We start from the raw sequence: 18,389 nt of genomic DNA, 5'->3' as shown, positions 1-18,389 counted from the left end.
TCGCGGGCACCAGCCTGCCCTGAACGAAAGAGCCGGAGAATGAAGATCCTCTCCATCCAGTCAGCCGTCGCCTACGGGCACGTCGGCAACTCCGCCGCGGTGTTCCCCCTGCAGCGCATCGGAGTCGAGGTGCTCCCGGTCTACACCGTGAACTTCTCCAACCACACCGGTTACGGATCCTGGCGCGGCCCGCTGATCGCTCCCGACGACGTCCGCGAGGTGATCTCCGGCATCGAGGAGCGCGGCGTCTTCGGCCAGATCGACGCGATCCTCAGCGGATACCAGGGCGGCGAAGGCATCGGCGACGTGATCATCGACGCGGTCGCCCGCGTGAAAGCCGCCAACCCGAACGCCGTCTACGCATGCGATCCGGTCATGGGCAACGCCAAGTCGGGGTGCTTCGTGGCTCCGGCGATCCCGGTGCTGCTGCGTGAGCGCGTCGTCCCGGTCGCGGACATCATCACGCCGAACCAGTTCGAGCTCGGCTTCCTCACCGGCACCGAGCCGGACACGCTCGAGTCCACACTCGCCTCCGTCGACCTCGCCCACGCGATGGGCCCGCGCACCGTGCTGGTGACGAGCGTCGAGCGGCCCGACCGCGAAGAGGGCACCATCGAGATGCTCGCCGCCGACGCGCAGGGCGCCTGGCTGGTGCAGACCCCGCACCTGCCGATGAAGGCGAACGGCTCCGGCGACGTGACGGCCGCGCTGTTCACGGCGCACTACGTCGAGACCGGCAGCGCGAAGGTCGCCCTGGAGCGCACGGCATCCAGCGTCTACGACCTGCTGAAGGCCACTCTCGAGTCCGGTGAGCGCGAACTGCAGCTCGTCGAGGCGCAGGAGTTCTACGCGAACCCGCAGATGCAGTTCACTGCCCGCCAGGTGCGCTGACCTACTCCGCAGCGGACTCCGACGTCGGCCAGGCGTTCGCCACGGCCTCCCGCACCTCGCCGAGGAGCTGCGGGAGCGCCTTGGTCTTCGCGATGATGGGGAAGAAGTTGGCGTCCGACGTCCACCGCGGCACCACGTGCTGATGCAGGTGGGCGTCGACGCCGGCCCCTGCCACCGCGCCCTGGTTCATGCCCAGGTTGAAGCCGTCGCAGCGTGACACCTCCCGCAGCACCCGCATCGCCGTCTGCGTGAGGGCACCGATCTCGGCCACCTCCTCGGGCGTCGCCTGGTCGTAGGTGGCGATGTGCCGATACGGGCACACGAGCAGGTGCCCGGAGTTGTACGGGAACAGGTTCAACAGCACGTAGGCCGTCTCGCCCCGCGCCACGACGAGCCGCTCCTCGTCGGGGAACTTCGGCGCCTCGCAGAACGGGCACTCCTCGCGCAGCGGCTCCGGCCCCGCCTGGATGTACGCCATCCGGTGCGGGGTCCACAGCCGCTGGAACTCGTCCGGCACACCCGCCAGGCGTCCGGCATCCTCCAGCTCAGCCATCGCTGGGTCCCTGAGCGTGTCGAAGGGTCACGCCAGGTCCCCTGCTGTCTGCACGAGGGCGTGGGAGTCGATGGCGGCGCGGATGCGGGCCACGGCGTCCGCGATCGGGACGCCGTTCTCCTGAGCACCGTCGCGGTAGCGGAACGAGACGGTGCCCGCGGCACGGTCCTGCTCCCCCGCGATCAGCAGCAGCGGCACCTTGCCGGTCGTGTGGGTGCGGATCTTCTTCTGCATCCGATCGTCCGAGGTGTCGAGCTCGGCGCGCACGCCCTGGGAGCGCAGCGTGTCGATGACGTCGCCCAGGTAGTCGGCGAAGTCGTCGGCGACCGGGATGCCCACGACCTGCACGGGAGACAGCCACACCGGGAAGTCACCGGCGTAGTGCTCGAGCAGGATCGCGAAGAACCGCTCGATCGAGCCGAAGAGTGCGCGGTGGATCATGATCGGGCGCTTCTTCTGCCCGTCCTTGTCCATGAACTCGAGGTCGAAACGCTCGGGCAGGTTCGGGTCGACCTGCACGGTCGAGAGCTGCCAGGTGCGGCCGATCGCATCGCGCGTCTTGAGGTCGATCTTCGGGCCGTAGAAGGCGGCCTCTCCGGGGACCTCGGTCAGCTTGAGGCCGGAGGCGACGGCCACGCGACGCAGCGCATCGGTCGACGACTCCCAGAACTCATCGGAGCCGATCCACTTCGACTTCTCGTCGTCCTTCATCGAGAGCTCGAGCTCGAAGTCGGTCAGACCGAAGTCGCGCAGCATCGACAGGATGAACTCGAGGACCTTGGCGACCTCGGCCTCGAGCTGGTCGGGCGTGACGAACAGGTGCGAGTCGTCCTGAGTGAAGCCGCGCACGCGGGTGAGACCGTGCAGGGCGCCGGAGAGCTCATTGCGGTAGACCGTGCCGTTCTCGGCGAACCGCAGCGGCAGGTCACGGTAGCTCCGCGCACGCTCCTTGTAGATGAGGATGTGCATCGGGCAGTTCATGGGCTTCAGGTAGTAGTCCTGGCCCTGCTTGGTGATGTTGCCCTCGTCGTCGCGCTCCTCGTCCATGACGATCGGCGGGAACATGCCCTCCTTGTACGTCACGAGGTGGTTCGACGTGAGGAAGAGATCTTCCTTCGAGATGTGCGGCGTGTACACGTAGGTGTAGCCGCCCTCGATGTGGCGCTTGCGAGCGTGCTGCTCCATCTCGCCGCGGATCACGCCGCCGCGCGGGTGCCAGACCGAGAGGCCGGAGCCGATCTCCTCGGGGAACGAGAACAGGTCGAGTTCCTTGCCCAGGCGACGGTGGTCGCGCTTGGCTGCCTCCTCCAGACGGTGCTGGTACGCGCGCAGCTCGTCCTTGGTCGGCCAGGCCGTGCCGTAGATGCGCTGCAGCTGCGGGTTCTTCTCGCTGCCGCGCCAGTAGGCGGCCGCGATGCGGGTCAGGTCCCAGCCGTTGCCGATCATGCGCGTGTTGGGCAGGTGCGGCCCGCGGCAGAGGTCCTTCCAGACCACCTCGCCGTCACGCGTGGTGTTGTCGTAGATCGTCAGCTCGCCCTCGCCGACCTCGACGGAGGCGCCCTCGACCTTGCCCACCTGGGTCCCTGAGCCTGCCGAAGGGCCCTTGAGACCGATGAGCTCGAGTTTGAACGGCTCGTTCGCGAGTTCGGCGCGCGCCTCGTCGTCGGTCACGACGCGGCGCACGAAGCGCTGCCCCTCGCGAACGATGCGCTGCATCTCCTTGGTGATGGCCTTGATGTCCTCGGGCGTGAACGGCGTCTCCACGCCGAAGTCGTAGTAGAACCCATCGGTGATGGGCGGGCCGATGCCGAGGTTCGCCTGCGGGTTGATGCGCTGCACCGCCTGCGCCAGCACGTGGGCCGCGGAGTGGCGGAGGATGCTCAGCCCGTCCGCACTGTCGATCGTGACCGGCTCGACCTCGTCGGCGTCTGTCACGGTCGTGGCGAGATCCTTGAGATCGCCGTTGACGCGCATCGCGACGACGTTTCGGTCAGTGAACAGGGCGAAGCCATCGTGCGGCCGGGCGTTTTCAGGCACAGAAACTCTCCATCTGGGTCGGTGTCCAGGTTACTCGTATGAGCACGCGGTGTTGACCGCCGCGCACGCCCCATCGAAGATGCGCCGGAGGAGGGCCATCAGCCTCCGGGGACGACGATTCCGGACTCGTACGCGAGGATCACCAGCTGGGCACGGTCGCGCGCATCCGCCTTCGACATGATGCGGTTCGCGTGCGTCTTCGCGGTGTGCGGCGAGATGGTGAGCGCCGACGCGATCTCCTGATTCGTCCGGCCTCCGGCGACCAGCACCAGCACCTCGCGCTCGCGGGCCGTCAACCGGGCGAGCACCTCCGCGTGCGCGCCCGGCGTCGATGGTGTGGCTCCGCGCACCGAACGTTCGATGAGCGTGCGCGTCGCCGTGGCCGACAGCAGCGACTCTCCCGCGTCGATCGTGCGCACCGCGCGGACGATGTCGTCCGGTTCCGCGCCCTTGCCGATGAAGCCGCTCGCGCCCGCGCGGAGGGCGGCGACCACGTAGTCGTCTTCCTCGAACGTCGTGAGGATCAGCACCCGGGGCTTCCCCTCCGGTCGCGCGGCGCAGATGAGCTCGGTAGCGGCGATCCCGTCCAGGTCCGGCATCCGGATGTCCATCAGCACCACATCCGGGACGAGTTCGGCGGCGGACGCGACCGCTGCGCGCCCGGTGGCGGCCTCGCCGACCACGTGCAGGTCCCCGTCTGTGAGGATGTCCCGCACCGCCTGGCGGACCAGCGGCTGGTCGTCGACTACGAGGACAGAGATCATCCGCGGACCCTCCGTCCGTTCGTGGGGAGGTGCACGGAGAGGACGAATTCGTCGCCCGTGCTCTCCACGGCCACGTCGCCCCGGACGGCGGAGACCCGTTCGCGGAGCCCACGGAGCCCGTGCCCGCTCGACGATGGCGGGACGACGCTCGGGTCCAGCGGATTCGCGACCGTCAGAGCGAGCGCATCATCGACCGCGCGCACCGTCACCACGACTCGCCCCTCCGCTCCGTGCTTGTGCGCATTCGTCAGCCCTTCCTGCACGACCAGATACGCGACGTGGTCGCTCGCCGGGGACATCGCCACGGTGTCGTCCTCGCGTCGCAGGTCGATGCGGAGACCGACATCCTCGAACCGCTCGACCAGGGCGCCGAGGTCGGCGAGCCCATGCTGCGGACGGAGATCGAAGGGGTCATCCACGTCGTCCGCGCGCAGCAGCGACATGAGCCCGCCGATGTCGGCGAGCACCGTGCGCGAAGCGCTGCGGATCGTCGTGAGCGCTTCCCGGGCGCGTTCGGGCCTGCTCTCCAATGCGGACGACGCCACCCCTGCGTTGAGGCTGATCACCGAGATCTGGTGCGCGACGACATCGTGCAGATCCCGTGCGATCCGCACCCGCTCCTCCATCACCCGGCGCCGCGCCTCGTCGTCGCGGCTCTGCTCGGCACGCTCGGCCCGCTCCGTCATGACCGCGACGAACTCCCGACGCGAGCGCGCGGCATCGCCCAGCGCACCGGCGAGCAGGAGTGACAGGACGAACTGGAGCGCGGCGGAGTCGAAGAGGTCGCCGCCCATGGCGAGGCCGTTCGAGAGGAACGCGACCACCGCCGCGGCGAGGACTCCGACCACTCCCACCAGTCGTCCGCGCAGATCGACGAGCGCGTAGCAGCTGAAGGCGGCCGCCAGGAGCGCGCTGGGCGATACGACCCCGGCGAACGCGAGCACGACCGCGCAGACCAGGCTCGCCCCGAGAGCCACGAACGGCACGCGACGACGGACCAGCACCGCCGCGGCTGGCAGCAGCGCGGGGACCAGCAGCCACCCGGTGGCCCGGAAGTCCTCGGCAGGGAACGGCAGGACGGCGAAGATGACGACCACGGCGAAGATGATGACACTCCGCAGCGCGGCCGCGATCCCACGAGCTCCAGGCACCGGCATCCCTCCAGTATTTCGCGGTTCTCCGGGCCACGAGTCCCCCACGAGGACGAGATCCGCATACCGCGGATGCGGTACGCGGATGTCTGCGTCGGGGGGACGCGCCGGCGGACCCGACGAGGAACGCTGGAACCGGGTCGCACCGCGCGACCGGGAGAGGTGTCCATGAAGAAGGTCGCAAAGAGAGCGCTCATCACCGTGACGGCGATCGGCGCCGTGATCGCGGTGGGATTGGCCACCACGACGATCGTCAACGCTGTGGCGAGTGGTGTCGAAGCCGATCGCATCGAACCGTACGGCGAGACGGTGAGTGTCGATGGGCACGACATGAATGTGGCGATCTCGGGCGACGGGCCGGAGACCATCGTGTTGTTGCCCGGGTTCGGCACGCCCTCCCCCGTCATCGACTTCGAACCGCTGGTCGACGATCTCGCAGCCGACCATCGCGTGGTCGTGGTGGAGCCCTTCGGATACGGACTGAGCGACGGGACCGATCGGTCGCGAACCACGGAGAACATCGTCTCGGAGGTGCACGAGGCGCTACGGAGCCTGGACATCGACAGCTACGTGCTCATGGGGCACTCGATCGCCGGAATCTACGGCATCGAGTTCGCGCACCGGTATCCCGACGAGGTGCGGGCGTTCGTCGGCATCGATACCAGTGTCCCGGGCCAGCCCCACGTGGACACGGTGTTCCCCACCGGCCTCATGGGAGCGGCGAAGAACCTCGGCCTCGTCCGGTTGCTCACCGCGTTCGGCGGCACCGACGACGGGGAGTCCCCCTCCTCAGCGGAGGCGCGCGAGCAGATGATGCTCCTGACCAACCGCAACTCCCTGGGTCCGACCTACTTGGACGAGATGTCCCACATCCGGACCAACTTCGCTGACGCGATCGGCTCGACGTTCCCGCAGGATCTGCCCCTCCTCCTCTTCGTGGTGGCCGAGAACGAGACCACACCCGAATGGCTGTCCCTCCACGACGAGCAGGCCGCGACCGTCGCGGACGGAACCGTGGTGCCGCTGGATGGCGAGCACTATCTGCACCACACGCACTCCACGGAGATCGCCGACGGCTTCCGGTCCTGGGAGGAGGCACGGGACTTCTCCGGCGATTGACCGATTCAGTGCCGGTGCCCTCGGAGGCATCGCGCTTCCGAGGGCACCTGTAGCGTGAGCGGATGAGCAGAGCAGTCGCGCGCTGGATCCTCGCCGTCGCCCTCGGCGCCATCGGCGTCACACACTTCGTGAGCACCCGCGGCTTCCGCGTCGTGGTCCCCGACTGGGCTACCCGGTTCATGCGGCTCGACAAGGACGCGATCGTGATCGCCTCGGGGGCGGCGGAGGTCGCGCTCGCCGCAGGACTCGTCGCGCTCCCTCGAGAACGGCGCAGGATCGGATGGGCGACCGCCGCGTTCTTCGCCGCGGTCTTCCCCGGCAACGTGTACCAGTGGCGCACGCGGCGTTCGACTCCTGGGCTCGACACCGACGCCCGGCGGTTCGGTCGTCTCTTCCTGCAGCCCCTGCTCGTCGTGTGGGCGCTGTGGGCCACGGACGACGAGAGAGGGAACTCTCGCCGTATGCGGCGACGTTGATCGGGTCTGTCTCCCGAAGGGACGGCCCGGGTCAGCCAGAATAGGGCCATGGCCTCCCCCTCGCTCGTCTGGTTCCGAGACGATCTGCGCCTGGCGGACAACCCCGCCCTGCGCGCCGCGATCGATCGCGGTGAGCCGATCGTCGCGCTCTTCGTGCTCGACGAGGAGTCGCCGGGATTCCGCGCGCTCGGTGGCGCCGCACGATGGTGGCTGCATCATTCGCTGGAGTCCCTCGAGGGGAGGCTTCACGATCGCGGAGGTTCCCTGGTGCTGCGCCGCGGCCCGGCGGAACGCCTCGTTTCTGATCTGGCCGACGAGATCGATGCCGGAGCCGTCTTCTGGAATCGCCGGTACGGTGGCCCCGAACGGTCGGTGGATGCCGGGCTCAAGGCCGCGCTGCGAGCCGAGGGAATCGACGTCTCCTCCTTCGCGGCGTCACTCCTGCACGAGCCCTGGACGGTCACGACCGGCAGCGGGACCCACTATTCCGTCTTCACACCGTTCTGGCGTGCGTGCCTCGCCCTTCCGGCGCCGCGCACGCCTCTTCCCGAGCCGCGAACGGTCGACGGCCCGGCTCATGCTCCCGCATCCGATACCCTCGACGACTGGGACCTGCTGCCCACCCGGCCGGATTGGGCCGGCGGACTGCGCGAGACGTGGGAGCCCGGCGAACCCGCCGCCCGACGACGGCTTGCGGAATTCCTCGAGAATGATCTCCCCGCCTACGACCGTGCCCGTGACGAACCCGCCGCCGGCGCGACCTCGCAGCTCTCCCCGCGGCTGCGATGGGGAGAGATCAGCCCGTTCACCGTCTGGCACGAGTCCGTCGGTGTCGACGGCGCCGGTGGCTTCCTCTCCGAGCTCGGGTGGCGTGAGTTCGCCTGGCACACGCTGTACCACTCCCCCGATCTCGCGACGAAGAACCTCCGTCGTGAATTCGACTCCTTCCCGTGGCCGCCCCTCGATCCTTCGCACCTGGACGCCTGGCAGCACGGCGAGACGGGCGTGCCGTTGGTGGATGCCGGGATGCGCGAGCTCTGGCACACGGGTTATATGCACAACCGCGTCCGGATGGTCGTGGCGTCGTTCCTCGTCAAGAACCTGCTCATCGACTGGCGACTCGGCGAAGAGTGGTTCTGGGACACGCTCGTCGACGCCGACGAGGCCAACAACCCTTTCAACTGGCAGTGGGTGGCGGGCTCAGGTGCCGACGCCGCGCCCTACTTCCGAGTGTTCAACCCCGAGCTCCAAGCGAAGAAGTTCGACCCGCAGGGGCTCTACATCTCGCACTGGGCCTCGGAAGCGCCGACCGAACCGATCGTCGACCTGGGTGAGACGCGCAAGGCGGCGCTCGCCGCGTACGACGTGGTCAAGCGGGCTCCTCGGCCGTAGCGCGATCAGCGAGCGCTCGGCCCGAGCGGAAGCAGGTCGGCGTGGGCTGCCCTCTCGTCGAGCCAGGCACGGAGGATGCGGTTGAAGAGCTCGGGGTCCTCGGCGTTCCACGCGTGGTGCATGCCGGGAGCGAGCCCGATCGTCGCATCCGGTCGCGCCGCGCGCACGACCTGCAGGCAGTCGTGGAAATAGCGCATCTCCCGCTCGCCCGCGATCGCCATGAGCGGAGCGGAGACGTCCGCCAGAGAAGTCACGCCTCCGGGATAGACCTCATGCAGCTGCTCGGCCAGCTTCTCACGCGAGATGGGCGGGCAGCTCACCACGAACCGCTTCGCCTCCTCTCCCACCAGCCCGAATTGACGCGCCATCCCCGCCCAGAAGAAGCGCCGGTTCCACAGCATCAGCGGACCCCAGTTCATCAGCCGCATCGACGGACGGTACGGGAGCACCGACGCTCCGGTCACGAAAACACTCGCCACTACAGCGGGGTAGCGGGCCGCGAGATGCAGCGCGACCATCCCTCCGAGAGAGAGCCCGACCACGTCGACCGGTTCGCCGGCCTCGCGGTCGATGAACGCCGCCAGCCGGTCGGCCACGCTGTCGAAGTCGGTCCAGGGTTCGTCTCGTCTGGACAGGTACCCCGGCAGGTCGGGCGCGAGGGTGAGCCGGTCGTCGAACGCCGACGACTGCCCCGCCCAGCTCCAGCCGCCGACGGTGCCACCATGAAGGAACAGGACGGGGCGGGTCATGAACGCGTCTCCGCCCCGAGCCCCGATCGGAGCGCTTCCAGCCATTCGATGTGATCGTCGTGCTCACGAAGGCCCTGATCCAGCGTCATGGAACGCAGCCAGCCCGAGCGGTCGGACCGAACGTCCGGACGCGGGGTCTGCGCACGAATGACCCGGAGCGCGTCTCGCGCCGCCGTCGCCTCTGCCATGCGAGCGTCGACCACCGCGACGAGCTCGGGATCGTCCAGCTCACCGGCGAAGAACATCCGGGCGATGAAAGCGTCCCGCGGCACCTGTCGAGCGGGCGGAGAGACGAGCCATGCCCGCATCGCCTCATATCCCTGGTCGGTGATGTGGTGGACCACACGATCCGGCGCGTTCGTTCCGGTCACGATCTCCGTGCGGGCGAGGCCCTCCTCCACCAGTTTTGCGAGAGTGCGATAGATCTGAGCCTTGTCGGCATGCCAGAAATAGGCTGCCGAGGTCGCGAAGGCCGCCATGAGGTCGTAGCCCGTCATGGGCCTGACGGCGAGGAAGCCGAGGATGATGCGGGAGAGCGTCATGCTCCGAGTGAAACACGCGGCTAGTCGATAAGTCAACTAGTCCTGGGGGTGCATAGCGGTGCAGCCCAGGAATCCGTAGTGTGCACTCATGGAAGAGAATCGAGTTCCTCAGGCCACTCTCGCGTACCGGGTGACAGCTTGGGTCGTCGCTGTGTTCGTCGGTTCGGTCGCGGGTATCGGTCTGGGGCTGCTCACCCAGGACTTCTGGACGGGCCTCGTCGCCGGCGTCGCCGCCATCGGCCTGATCGGCTTCTCGATCACCCTGGCGGCGCGACGCGAGGGACACGGAACGATCGATGCCGCCCCGCCATGGACGGGCGATGCGGGCGCACGCCACGATGGCGGATCCCTCTGAACCCGCCACACTGCTGGATGCGGCGACACGCGCGAACCGGCCCGCACTCCCCCAGGTCGCTCACCTTCCGGGCACGAAAAAACCCCCGGAGAACCGGGGGTTTGTCTGTGCGCGATACTGGGATCGAACCAGTGACCTCTTCCGTGTCAGGGAAGCGCGCTACCGCTGCGCCAATCGCGCCCGTTGGGGCTATTCAGTTTTCCCGTGAGGTGGCGACGGGATTCGAACCCGTGTAAACGGCTTTGCAGGCCGGTGCCTAGCCGCTCGGCCACGCCACCGTGTGGATTGACCCCACGTGCGAAGAGCCTTCCGAAGAAGACCCTCTGCACTCGAGCGGATGACGAGACTCGAACTCGCGACCCCAACCTTGGCAAGGTTGTGCGCTACCAACTGCGCTACATCCGCATTTCGTTCCCGGTTGTCCCGGGCACTCATGAAACATTAGCCGAAGATTCCCCCTCCGCCAAACCCGCAGCGAATCTCGCGCGTGTCTCGCAGAGTGGTCCGTACGGCCTCTGAGCGTCGGGTAGTATCGGTTGACGTACCCCACGGGTATGGGCGATTGGCGCAGTTGGTAGCGCGCTTCCTTCACACGGAAGAGGTCATCGGTTCGAGTCCGGTATCGCCCACCAGAGAAGCCCCTCATACCTCACGGCAAGCGGGGCTTCCGGCATTCTGGCCCCGAGCTTGCGATTCAGCGGCCCTCGTCGAGCGACACGCGGACGACCCGATCGTCGCCGTCCCCGGGATCGCCGCGACCGTCGGTGTTGTTGGTGAGCACCCACAGGGCACCGTCAGGGGCGACGACCACATCACGAAGCCGCCCGTAAGCGTCGGTGAAATGCTCGGCGAACGACGAGAGATCGTTCAGCGGCACCTCACGGAGTCGTTCACCCCGCAGATTCGCGATGAACACCGCCTCTTCCGCAATGGCGATGCCGCTCGGGCTGGCGGCATCCGGCGCCCACTGCTGCACCGGATCGATGAACTCCGCACGGTCCGCGACGCCTTCGACGACCGGCCATCCGTAGTTCCCGCCCGGCTCGATGACGTTCAGCTCATCCCACGTGTCCTGACCGAATTCGCTCGCATACAGCGTCCCGGTTTCATCCCAGGCCAGACCCTGCGGGTTGCGGTGCCCGAGGCTGTAGACGGGTGATCCGTCGATGGGGTTGTCGCCCGGGACCGCACCTTCCGGTGTGATGCGGAGGATCTTGCCCGACAGCGACGCCGGATCCTGAGCACTCTCGCGGTCGCCCGCATCCCCCACCGTCACGTAGAGCATTCCGTCGGGACCGAAAGCGATGCGGCCGCCGTTGTGATTCGACGCGGCGGCCAGGCCGTCCAGGATCGTCTCCGGAGCGCCGAGACCGAGGAAACCACGCGAACCGGTGAGGCGGAAGCGCTGCACGCGGTTCTCTTCCGCGGCGGTGGAGTACGCGTACAGGTACCCGTCGCGCACGGCGATTCCAAGCAAACCGCCTTCGCCGCCGGGTGCGACGCCATCGATCACCGCGACTTCGCCGACGTCGCCGTCATCCGACACCTCGACGATCCGAGCACTGTCACGCTCACTGATCAGTGCGATTCCCTCGTGAAAGGCGATCGACCACGGCGCCGCCAGATCCTCGACGATCGTGGTCTCGGTTCCGCCAGAGACCGACCCCGAGGCATCCGGAAGCCGCGAGGGCGACGGGGCCGATGTCGTCGGCGCACACGCCACGAGAGCGATCGACGCGGCCGACAGGACGATCCTCGCGACCAAACCTCGCCGGGACCTGATCACCATCTCCGCTCCCCTCGGTCGTCGCTGTCGCCGCTCGACGCGAGTACCCGTCCCTTCCGAGACTAGGCGCGTGATCCACCACACAGAAGAGGCGACTATCTGACAGATGTCAGATAGACTGGACCCATGGATGCGAGGTCGCGACGTTCACGGGAGAGTCTTCGTGGCGCGGTGCTCGAACTGGCCAGTCGGATGCCGGTCGCCGATGTCACCGTCTCCGCGATCTGTGCAGCAGCGGGTGTCACCAGAGACACCTTCTACCGGCACGCGGAGAGTCCGGTGCAGCTCCTCGCCGACGCGCTTTCCGCGGAGATCGACGCCGCCATGGAGATCCTGCCGCAGACGGACGCCATCGGCGATGGCGAACGAGCTCTGCTGGAGCACATCCGGCGACGGGCTTCCGTGTACCGCGGGGCGATGCAGCCCCTGCTGGCCGCGCCCGTGCGCAGCAACCTGGAGGCATCCATCCGCTCCGGACTGCTGCTGTGGGCCGAGCTGCACACGCAGATCGTTCCGCCCGTGTTCGCGGAGGATCCTTCCGCGATGCGGATCGCCGTTGCGTACGCCGCAGCGGGCACCGTGGGCGCCATCGAGGAGTGGCTGCGGAGCGACGACGACGACATCGACCGTGCCGTGAGAATGATCCTCGCGGCATCACCGGAGTGGTGGCTGCGATGACGGCTACCGGAGAAGAAGGAGAGAAGAGATGAAGGCCGCACTGTTCCACGCCAAGGAAGATCTGCGCATCGAAGAGGTCCCCGAGCCGACTCCCGGGCCCGGACAGGTCAAGCTGCGCAACGCGTATGCGGGGATCTGCGGGTCGGACCTCCACGTGTACTACTCCCCCGAAGCAGCCGGACTCGACCTCGAGCACCCGCACCCCGTGACGGGTGCCACGCTGCCCCAGATCCTCGGCCACGAGTTCTCCGGCACCGTCGTCGAGCTCGGCGAGGGAGTGAGCGACGTCGCGGTGGGCGACCGGGTGGCCGTCTGGCCCATCTACTACTGCGGCGAATGCCCCGCTTGCCGCCGCGGCATGTTCAACGCCTGCCAGAAGATCGGCTTCCACGGGCTCAGCTCCGACGGTGGTGGCATGGCGGAATTCACGACCGTCGACGCGACGAAGCTGCACGTGCTGCCGGAGAACGTCGACCTGCGCATGGGTGCCCTCGTCGAGCCGATGTCGGTCGCGTGGCATGCGGTCTCCCGCAGCGGCGTCGAGGCGGGCGGCACCGCTCTGATCGCGGGCGCCGGACCGATCGGCATCGGTGTGTGGTTCGCCCTGCGTGCGCGCGGGGTGGAGCGCGTGCTCGTGTCGGAGCCCAGCGCGGAGCGTCGCGCGATCATCGCAGCCCTCGGGGCCACGGTGGTCGATCCGGTGAACGAGGATCTCGCGGCCGCAGTCGCGACGCTGACAGACGGCGACGGTGTCGACGTGGCCTTCGACGCAGCGGGTGTCGGCGCAGCCATCAGCTCGTCCCTGGCGAGCCTGGTTCCCGGCGGTCGCGTGGTCGTGGTCGCCATCCACGAGCGCACGATGGACTTCCTCCCCACCCAGCTGGTGATGGCCGAGACCGAGATCGCGGGCGCGCTCGCGTACCTTCCCGAGGACTTCGACGCCGTGATCGAGGCGATGTCTCGCGGCGTCTACGACACGACCGGCTGGGTGCAGGAGACTCCGCTCGAGAACGTCGTCGACGCGATCCACGCGCTGCGCGGGGGTGCCGGCGCGAAGATCCTCGTGCACGCCGGCTGAGGCTGGTCCGGGTGTCGGAGGGCGCGCGTAGTCTGCTTCGGTGCCGATGAAACGCGCCCTTCCGAGCCCGTGTGCGCTATGCGGCAGCATCCACGGGGTCCGGATCGACGACGCCTGGTGCTGCGCCGAGTGCGGATGGCGCTACGGCGACGCTCCCGATCCCGACCTCCCGCTCCCCCGCATCGACGTCGTCTACTACATCCGATACGACGACCGAGTGAAGATCGGCACCAGCTGGCGCCCACGGCAGCGCCTCGCGAGCATCCGACACCAGGAGCTGCTCGCGTTCGAACGCGGCGACCGATCCGTCGAACAACAGCGCCACCGCGAGTTCGCCACCATACGCGAGGGCGGTGAGTGGTTCACCCTCACCCCGGAGCTGCGGGCGCACGTAGCCACTCTCCGTCGGGAAGGCGACCCCTGGTTGCTGTACGCCCGCTGGCTGAGCCACGCGCTGCGCGGTCTCGACGACTCACGGTAGCCCCTCGTATGGTGGTCGGACCTCCCACGACGAAAGGATGCCCATATGGAAGACGAACGTGGACTCTCCCGACGCTCAGTCATCACCGCCGGAGCCTGGTCCGTCCCGATCATCGCTGTGGCTGCCGCGACACCGCTCGCAGCCGCGAGCACCGGCGGCGGGACCCTCTACGTCGTCGGAGACGCGTATGGCGGCGACCCGGGCGGGATCTTCCTCAATGGCTCCAACTACAACGGCTTCGGTGCGACTCAGACGTACGAGCCCGGGGAGGTCGTGCTCACCTTCACGCTCCCGGAGGGCGTGGACTTCTCGGTGAATGCTCCCGGCGGATGGGTGGTCGCGGTCAGCGGCAATGTGGTCACCATCTCGAACGGCGTCGCGCTGCCGCCGAGCGAGACGGGCGATCTCGGCAGTTTCTCGATCACCGGCCCGTTCGAGGTGGGGAGCACTTATACGGTGACCTCCGCGCCGCCTCAGCTCAACGTGATCTACGAGGGAAACGTGGGCGGCGGAGTCTTCGCCGGAGCATGACGATGCCGGGCGACTGCTTCGGGAAGTCCAGTCGCCCGGCATCGCGTCCGGGTGTCGCTCAGGCGGCGGCGACGCGGCCCCGAGTGGTCGCCGGCTGAGGCTGCGAGAAGAGCACCACGACGATCACCGCGGCACCCACGACGACGTGCGGGAGCCAGACGTTGAGCGCCTCGTCGGCGAATCCGAAGATCCACGGCGAGAGGGCCAGGAAAAGGCTGGCGACGATGTCGAACACGAGGTGGACCGGCATCGGGATGAAGCCGAAGGGGCCCCATTCGTACTTCGTGAACAGGCTGTACACGATGAGCCCGACGCCGAGGACGATCGGGATGATGACCGCGGCTCCGCCCACGCTCGCGAAACCGAACAGCCAGGGCGCGGCGATCAACGCGATGCCGACGATGTAGTCGAGGACTCCGTGGACCTTGGTGGGGATGAAGCGCATGATTCCTCCTTGTGTGACGCCGCTGAACGCGACTCACCACTGGTTCGAAGCCCGTGCCGGATCGGATTGGCCGAGCGGCCACAGCTGTTCCCCTGCCTGCGGCGGGCACCGGGGCGAACGCGGTCGAGCGGGACGTGGCCGCGGCTCCCCACGGCCCCGTCCCAGCGAGCACTGCTACGGTGAGGAAGTCGGCATCGTGCCGACATCAGGGAAGACTTCTCGTCGACCAACGGGCCTTCTGGGTCATTTCGTTCTCCGTCGCCTCCTCTGTGTGAGCCCGAGGAGCGTCATGCCCACCCCGTCAATTCCCTCTTCCATCGACCCTGCGCACGCCTGGGCGGAACCCATCGCGCTCCCGGCCGGCACGACGGCGATCGTGTACTGCGAAGGCCAGTTCGGTGAGCAGGACGGCAAGACCGCGAACGGACTGGTCCGCCACTCCGAGAAGTACGAGATCCTCAGCGTCATCGACAGCACGCATGCGGGCGCAGACGCCGGCATGCTGTTGGACGGCACCGCGAACGGCATCCCGATCCTCGACGGCCTCGCCACGGCGATCGCGCACGCGGGTCACGTCCCCGACTACCTGATCTGCGGCGTCGCACCCGCCGACGGGCTGCTCTCCGCTGCGCAGCGGACCGTGCTGCTCGACGGCATCGCCCGCGGCATGCACATCATCAACGGGCTGCACGAGTTCCTCACCGACGACGCCGAATTCGTGGCGGCCGCCCTGCTCGCCGGGGTGACTATCACCGACATCCGCCGCCCCAAGGACAAGAAGGACCTCCACCTCTTCTCCGGCCGCATCTTCGACGTGACCTGCCCGCGCATCACGATCCTCGGCACCGACGGCGCGATCGGCAAGCGCACCACGGCCACGATCCTCGTGCGGGCGCTCAATGAACGCGACATCCATGCCGTCATGGTCGGCACCGGGCAGACCACGATCATCCAGGGCGGTCGCTACGGCGTCGCGCTCGACGCACTCGTGCCGCAGTTCTGCTCGGGCGAGGTCGAGCACCAGGTGGTCGCCGCGTTCGAGGGCGAGCACCCCGACGTGATCATCGTCGAGGGCCAGGGTGCTCTCAGCCATCCGGCCTACATCACCTCGGCGCACATCCTTCGCGGAAGCCAGCCCGAGGGTGTCATCGTGCAGCATGCCCCGGGCCGCACGGTCCTGGGCGACTTCCCGATGGTCGCGATGCCGACCGTGACGAGCGAGATCGCGCTGATCGAGGCCTTCGCCGACACTCGCGTGATCGGCGTGACCGTGAACCACGAGAACCTCTCGGCGGATCAGCTGGCCGCGGCGATCGACGAGATCGAACTCGACACGGGTCTGCCGGCGACCGATCCGCTGACGCGACCGCTGTCGGAGCTCGTCGAGATGGTGCTCCAGGCGTTCCCCGCTCTCACCCCGCGACAGACCACCCGTACAGCCGCGTAAGAGCGGCTCCGACGCGGTCGTAGCGGCGCCTGTCGAGGACGGCGGCCTCCCGCCGCAGTCCTCGCTCGTGCACGCTGTACAGCTGTTCCACGTCGACCCAGGACTCACGCCCCTGCGAGTCCCACGCTCCGGTGCCGATCGACAGGTAGTCGCGGTCGCCGTCGTGCGGCTTGCTGGTCATGCGCACGGCGTAGACGCGCTCCGCCGATTGGCGACCGATCACGAGAACGGGGCGGTCCTTGCCGCGTCCGTCGTTCTCCTCGTAGGGCACCCAGGTCCAGACGATCTCGCCCGCATCCGGGGCTCCGTCCCTCTGGGGTGAATATGCGACCTGCAGGTCGCGGATCCGATCCGGATCGACACGAACGGTCGCGGTGCCGCGGTCGTGCGCCGCCCCCGACGTTGGGACGGATGCCGACCGCTCCTGAGATGTGCGCAGACGCGCGTCCGGGCGTCTCGGATCTGTCGTCCGAGACGCCCGGCCGGACCCCACTGCCTTGAGCAGGATGTCCACGAGTGCTGTCAGGATGCCGTTGGTCTTGCTCACACGGTCACCCTAACCGCAGATCATGCGTCGGCGAGTGCGTAGCCCTCCTCGCCGTGCACGACCTGGTCGACACCGGCGATCTCGTCCTCGTTCGTGACGCGGAACCCGATCGTCTTCTCGATCGCGAAGCCGATGATGAAGGCGACCACGAAGGAGTAGATCAGGACACCGAGCGCTGCGATGACCTGCACCGCGAGCTGACGGGCGTCGCCGCCGACGAACAGGCCGGTCTCGCTCGCGAAGAAGCCGAGGTACAGGGTGCCGATGAGCCCGCCGACGAGGTGGATGCCGACCACGTCGAGCGAGTCGTCGAAGCCGAGGCGGAACTTCAGCTCGATCGCGAGGGCGCAGACCACACCGGCGAGGGCGCCGAGCAGCAGTGCCCAGCCGGGCGTCAGGTTGGCGCACGCCGGGGTGATGGCGACGAGACCCGCGACGGCACCGGAAGCGGCGCCGACCGAGGTGGGCTTGCCGTCCTTGATCTTCTCCACCAGGATCCAGCCGAGGATGGCCGCCGCGGTCGCACCGAGGGTGTTCAGGCCGATGAGTCCGACGCCGCCCATGTCCTCCGCGAGCCATTCCGCGCCGGCGTTGAAGCCGAACCAGCCGAACCACAGCAGTGCGGCACCGAGCAGCGTCAGCGGGACGTTGTGCGGCTTGAGGATGCCCTTCTGGAAGCCGATGCGCTTGCCGAGGACCAGAGCCAGAGCGAGAGCGGCCGCACCGGCGTTGATGTGCACCGCGGTGCCGCCGGCGTAGTCGATCACGCCGATCCCGCTGTCCTCACCGAAGAGCGTGGAGCCGAGGTTCATGATCCAGCCGCCACCCCACACCCACGCGGCGACCGGGAAGTAGCCGACCGTGGCGAAGATGCCGGCGAAGATCAGCCAGCTGCCGAACTTGGCGCGGTCCGCGATCGCACCGGAGATCAGTGCGACCGTGATGATCGCGAAGGTCGCGCCGTAGGCGACTCCGAGGAGCGCGACGTTCGATCCCTCACCGGACGCCAGGCTGGACAGCCCGAAGTCGGCGAACGGGTTGCCGGCGAAGGCGGTCGGGCTGTCGACGGCGCTCATCGAGAAGCCGAAGAGAATCCACAACACAGCGACAAGACCGATCGAGCCGAAGCTCATCATCATCATGCTGACGACGCTCTTCGCCTTGACGAGACCGCCGTAGAAGAAGGCGACGCCGGGCGTCATGAGCAGCACCAGCGCTGTCGCGGTGATCGCCCACGAGATGTTGCCGGGAGCATCCATAGGAAAACCTCACATCCGAAGTAATTGAGAGCTTCAGTGTGACGACGCGCCGTTTCACGCATGCGTGAGGTTTGTTTCCCTGCGGTTACAGCGCGGCTCCGGGTGTGA

The 18,389-nt window shown here is 68.0% G+C and carries 20 protein-coding genes and 4 tRNA genes; 11 read left to right on the top strand and 13 right to left on the bottom strand.

Features of this window, described 5'->3' with window-relative positions:
• Nucleotides 1-39: 39 nt before the first annotated feature.
• On the top strand, nt 40-891 hold the full coding sequence (gene pdxY / locus ACWGO6_RS00295; RefSeq protein WP_452325550.1) for a pyridoxal kinase PdxY: 852 nt from the start codon (nt 40-42) through the stop codon (nt 889-891).
• 1 nt (nt 892) lies between these two features.
• Here pdxY and ACWGO6_RS00290 read toward each other — a convergent pair whose 3' ends face one another.
• The 4 genes from ACWGO6_RS00290 to ACWGO6_RS00275 form a co-directional block, all read right to left on the bottom strand.
• Nucleotides 893-1,444, bottom strand: coding sequence for an HIT family protein (locus ACWGO6_RS00290; RefSeq protein WP_136043985.1), 552 nt, complete (start codon nt 1,442-1,444; stop codon nt 893-895).
• Nucleotides 1,445-1,471: 27 nt separating this feature from the next.
• Complete coding sequence (thrS, locus tag ACWGO6_RS00285; protein ID WP_452326096.1) at nt 1,472-3,418, bottom strand: threonine--tRNA ligase; 1,947 nt, start codon at nt 3,416-3,418, stop codon at nt 1,472-1,474.
• A gap of 161 nt (nt 3,419-3,579) precedes the next feature.
• Entirely contained in the window at nt 3,580-4,245 is a 666-nt protein-coding gene (locus tag ACWGO6_RS00280) for a response regulator transcription factor (protein ID WP_452325549.1), read from the bottom strand.
• A complete protein-coding gene (locus tag ACWGO6_RS00275; RefSeq protein ID WP_452325548.1) occupies nt 4,242-5,402 on the bottom strand; it encodes a sensor histidine kinase in 1,161 nt (386 codons plus the stop codon). The genes ACWGO6_RS00280 and ACWGO6_RS00275 overlap by 4 nt, the downstream gene beginning before the upstream one ends.
• Before the next feature lie 162 nt (nt 5,403-5,564).
• On the opposite strand from ACWGO6_RS00275, the gene ACWGO6_RS00270 reads away from it, so the two are divergent.
• From ACWGO6_RS00270 to ACWGO6_RS00260, 3 genes are all read left to right on the top strand, one after another.
• Entirely contained in the window at nt 5,565-6,515 is a 951-nt protein-coding gene (locus ACWGO6_RS00270; RefSeq protein WP_136043989.1) for an alpha/beta hydrolase, read from the top strand.
• 62 nt (nt 6,516-6,577) lie between these two features.
• A complete protein-coding gene (locus ACWGO6_RS00265) occupies nt 6,578-6,991 on the top strand; it encodes a DoxX family protein (RefSeq protein ID WP_452325547.1) in 414 nt (137 codons plus the stop codon).
• 48 nt (nt 6,992-7,039) lie between these two features.
• On the top strand, nt 7,040-8,383 hold the full coding sequence (locus tag ACWGO6_RS00260) for a cryptochrome/photolyase family protein (RefSeq protein ID WP_452325546.1): 1,344 nt from the start codon (nt 7,040-7,042) through the stop codon (nt 8,381-8,383).
• A gap of 5 nt (nt 8,384-8,388) precedes the next feature.
• On the opposite strand, the gene ACWGO6_RS00255 is transcribed toward ACWGO6_RS00260, so the two are convergent.
• Both ACWGO6_RS00255 and ACWGO6_RS00250 read right to left on the bottom strand, forming a co-directional pair.
• Nucleotides 8,389-9,132 (bottom strand): alpha/beta fold hydrolase, encoded by a 744-nt coding sequence (locus ACWGO6_RS00255; protein ID WP_452325545.1) that lies wholly within the window; start codon nt 9,130-9,132, stop codon nt 8,389-8,391.
• Nucleotides 9,129-9,674: a PadR family transcriptional regulator gene (locus ACWGO6_RS00250; RefSeq protein ID WP_452325544.1), complete on the bottom strand. Its 546-nt coding sequence runs from the start codon at nt 9,672-9,674 to the stop codon at nt 9,129-9,131. Before ACWGO6_RS00250 ends, ACWGO6_RS00255 begins: the two co-directional genes overlap by 4 nt.
• Before the next feature lie 88 nt (nt 9,675-9,762).
• Here ACWGO6_RS00250 and ACWGO6_RS00245 point away from each other — a divergent pair, with 88 nt between their 5' ends.
• Nucleotides 9,763-10,029, top strand: a complete 267-nt coding sequence (locus tag ACWGO6_RS00245) for a hypothetical protein (RefSeq protein ID WP_452325543.1) — start codon at nt 9,763-9,765, stop codon at nt 10,027-10,029.
• A gap of 108 nt (nt 10,030-10,137) precedes the next feature.
• Here ACWGO6_RS00245 and ACWGO6_RS00240 read toward each other — a convergent pair.
• From ACWGO6_RS00240 to ACWGO6_RS00230, 3 genes are all read right to left on the bottom strand, one after another.
• A tRNA-Val gene (locus tag ACWGO6_RS00240) sits at nt 10,138-10,209 on the bottom strand.
• A 27-nt stretch (nt 10,210-10,236) separates the two neighbouring features.
• Nucleotides 10,237-10,307, bottom strand: a tRNA-Cys gene (locus ACWGO6_RS00235).
• A gap of 54 nt (nt 10,308-10,361) precedes the next feature.
• Nucleotides 10,362-10,434 (bottom strand) — tRNA-Gly (locus ACWGO6_RS00230).
• 151 nt (nt 10,435-10,585) lie between these two features.
• On the opposite strand from ACWGO6_RS00230, the gene ACWGO6_RS00225 reads away from it, so the two are divergent.
• A tRNA-Val gene (locus ACWGO6_RS00225) sits at nt 10,586-10,661 on the top strand.
• A 62-nt stretch (nt 10,662-10,723) separates the two neighbouring features.
• Here ACWGO6_RS00225 and ACWGO6_RS00220 read toward each other — a convergent pair.
• A complete protein-coding gene (locus tag ACWGO6_RS00220) occupies nt 10,724-11,818 on the bottom strand; it encodes a PQQ-dependent sugar dehydrogenase (protein WP_452325542.1) in 1,095 nt (364 codons plus the stop codon).
• 123 nt (nt 11,819-11,941) lie between these two features.
• Here ACWGO6_RS00220 and ACWGO6_RS00215 point away from each other — a divergent pair, with 123 nt between their 5' ends.
• The 4 genes from ACWGO6_RS00215 to ACWGO6_RS00200 are packed head-to-tail and all read left to right on the top strand — an operon-like array spanning nt 11,942 to nt 14,583.
• Nucleotides 11,942-12,493, top strand: coding sequence for a TetR/AcrR family transcriptional regulator (locus ACWGO6_RS00215; RefSeq protein WP_136043996.1), 552 nt, complete (start codon nt 11,942-11,944; stop codon nt 12,491-12,493).
• Nucleotides 12,494-12,521: 28 nt separating this feature from the next.
• Nucleotides 12,522-13,571 (top strand): 2,3-butanediol dehydrogenase, encoded by a 1,050-nt coding sequence (locus tag ACWGO6_RS00210; RefSeq protein WP_136043997.1) that lies wholly within the window; start codon nt 12,522-12,524, stop codon nt 13,569-13,571.
• 46 nt (nt 13,572-13,617) lie between these two features.
• Nucleotides 13,618-14,052, top strand: coding sequence for a GIY-YIG nuclease family protein (locus ACWGO6_RS00205; protein WP_168429606.1), 435 nt, complete (start codon nt 13,618-13,620; stop codon nt 14,050-14,052).
• A 45-nt stretch (nt 14,053-14,097) separates the two neighbouring features.
• Nucleotides 14,098-14,583 carry a hypothetical protein gene (locus ACWGO6_RS00200; RefSeq protein ID WP_136043999.1) on the top strand — a complete coding sequence of 162 codons (486 nt, stop codon included), beginning with the start codon at nt 14,098-14,100 and terminating at the stop codon, nt 14,581-14,583.
• Nucleotides 14,584-14,641: 58 nt separating this feature from the next.
• Here ACWGO6_RS00200 and ACWGO6_RS00195 read toward each other — a convergent pair whose 3' ends face one another.
• The gene (locus ACWGO6_RS00195; protein WP_136044000.1) at nt 14,642-15,028 is read right to left on the bottom strand and encodes an SPW repeat domain-containing protein; all 387 of its coding nucleotides are present in this window, start codon (nt 15,026-15,028) and stop codon (nt 14,642-14,644) included.
• Nucleotides 15,029-15,317: 289 nt separating this feature from the next.
• Here ACWGO6_RS00195 and ACWGO6_RS00190 point away from each other — a divergent pair, with 289 nt between their 5' ends.
• Nucleotides 15,318-16,475, top strand: a complete 1,158-nt coding sequence (locus ACWGO6_RS00190) for a DUF1611 domain-containing protein (RefSeq protein ID WP_452325541.1) — start codon at nt 15,318-15,320, stop codon at nt 16,473-16,475.
• Here ACWGO6_RS00190 and ACWGO6_RS00185 read toward each other — a convergent pair.
• Nucleotides 16,441-17,022 (bottom strand): type II toxin-antitoxin system PemK/MazF family toxin, encoded by a 582-nt coding sequence (locus ACWGO6_RS00185; RefSeq protein ID WP_136044001.1) that lies wholly within the window; start codon nt 17,020-17,022, stop codon nt 16,441-16,443. The two genes, ACWGO6_RS00190 and ACWGO6_RS00185, sit on opposite strands and share 35 nt — an antisense overlap.
• 20 nt (nt 17,023-17,042) lie before the next feature.
• Complete coding sequence (locus tag ACWGO6_RS00180) at nt 17,043-18,281, bottom strand: ammonium transporter (protein WP_136044002.1); 1,239 nt, start codon at nt 18,279-18,281, stop codon at nt 17,043-17,045.
• Nucleotides 18,282-18,389 lie beyond the last annotated feature (108 nt).

This window comes from Microbacterium sp. NPDC055665 (assembly GCF_053618035.1).
The sequence above is the reverse complement of the archived record's forward strand: the minus strand, read 5'-3'. Positions and strand labels throughout refer to the sequence as shown.

Coding starts and splice junctions, on each gene's coding strand:
- pdxY (WP_452325550.1), top strand. CDS start 40: ATGAAGATCCTCTCCATCCAGTCAGCCGTCGCCTACGGGCACGTCGGC.
- ACWGO6_RS00290 (WP_136043985.1), bottom strand. CDS start 1,444: ATGGCTGAGCTGGAGGATGCCGGACGCCTGGCGGGTGTGCCGGACGAG.
- thrS (WP_452326096.1), bottom strand. CDS start 3,418: ATGCGCGTCAACGGCGATCTCAAGGATCTCGCCACGACCGTGACAGAC.
- ACWGO6_RS00280 (WP_452325549.1), bottom strand. CDS start 4,245: ATGATCTCTGTCCTCGTAGTCGACGACCAGCCGCTGGTCCGCCAGGCG.
- ACWGO6_RS00275 (WP_452325548.1), bottom strand. CDS start 5,402: ATGCCGGTGCCTGGAGCTCGTGGGATCGCGGCCGCGCTGCGGAGTGTC.
- ACWGO6_RS00270 (WP_136043989.1), top strand. CDS start 5,565: ATGAAGAAGGTCGCAAAGAGAGCGCTCATCACCGTGACGGCGATCGGC.
- ACWGO6_RS00265 (WP_452325547.1), top strand. CDS start 6,578: ATGAGCAGAGCAGTCGCGCGCTGGATCCTCGCCGTCGCCCTCGGCGCC.
- ACWGO6_RS00260 (WP_452325546.1), top strand. CDS start 7,040: ATGGCCTCCCCCTCGCTCGTCTGGTTCCGAGACGATCTGCGCCTGGCG.
- ACWGO6_RS00255 (WP_452325545.1), bottom strand. CDS start 9,132: ATGACCCGCCCCGTCCTGTTCCTTCATGGTGGCACCGTCGGCGGCTGG.
- ACWGO6_RS00250 (WP_452325544.1), bottom strand. CDS start 9,674: ATGACGCTCTCCCGCATCATCCTCGGCTTCCTCGCCGTCAGGCCCATG.
- ACWGO6_RS00245 (WP_452325543.1), top strand. CDS start 9,763: ATGGAAGAGAATCGAGTTCCTCAGGCCACTCTCGCGTACCGGGTGACA.
- ACWGO6_RS00220 (WP_452325542.1), bottom strand. CDS start 11,818: ATGGTGATCAGGTCCCGGCGAGGTTTGGTCGCGAGGATCGTCCTGTCG.
- ACWGO6_RS00215 (WP_136043996.1), top strand. CDS start 11,942: ATGGATGCGAGGTCGCGACGTTCACGGGAGAGTCTTCGTGGCGCGGTG.
- ACWGO6_RS00210 (WP_136043997.1), top strand. CDS start 12,522: ATGAAGGCCGCACTGTTCCACGCCAAGGAAGATCTGCGCATCGAAGAG.
- ACWGO6_RS00205 (WP_168429606.1), top strand. CDS start 13,618: ATGAAACGCGCCCTTCCGAGCCCGTGTGCGCTATGCGGCAGCATCCAC.
- ACWGO6_RS00200 (WP_136043999.1), top strand. CDS start 14,098: ATGGAAGACGAACGTGGACTCTCCCGACGCTCAGTCATCACCGCCGGA.
- ACWGO6_RS00195 (WP_136044000.1), bottom strand. CDS start 15,028: ATGCGCTTCATCCCCACCAAGGTCCACGGAGTCCTCGACTACATCGTC.
- ACWGO6_RS00190 (WP_452325541.1), top strand. CDS start 15,318: ATGCCCACCCCGTCAATTCCCTCTTCCATCGACCCTGCGCACGCCTGG.
- ACWGO6_RS00180 (WP_136044002.1), bottom strand. CDS start 18,281: ATGGATGCTCCCGGCAACATCTCGTGGGCGATCACCGCGACAGCGCTG.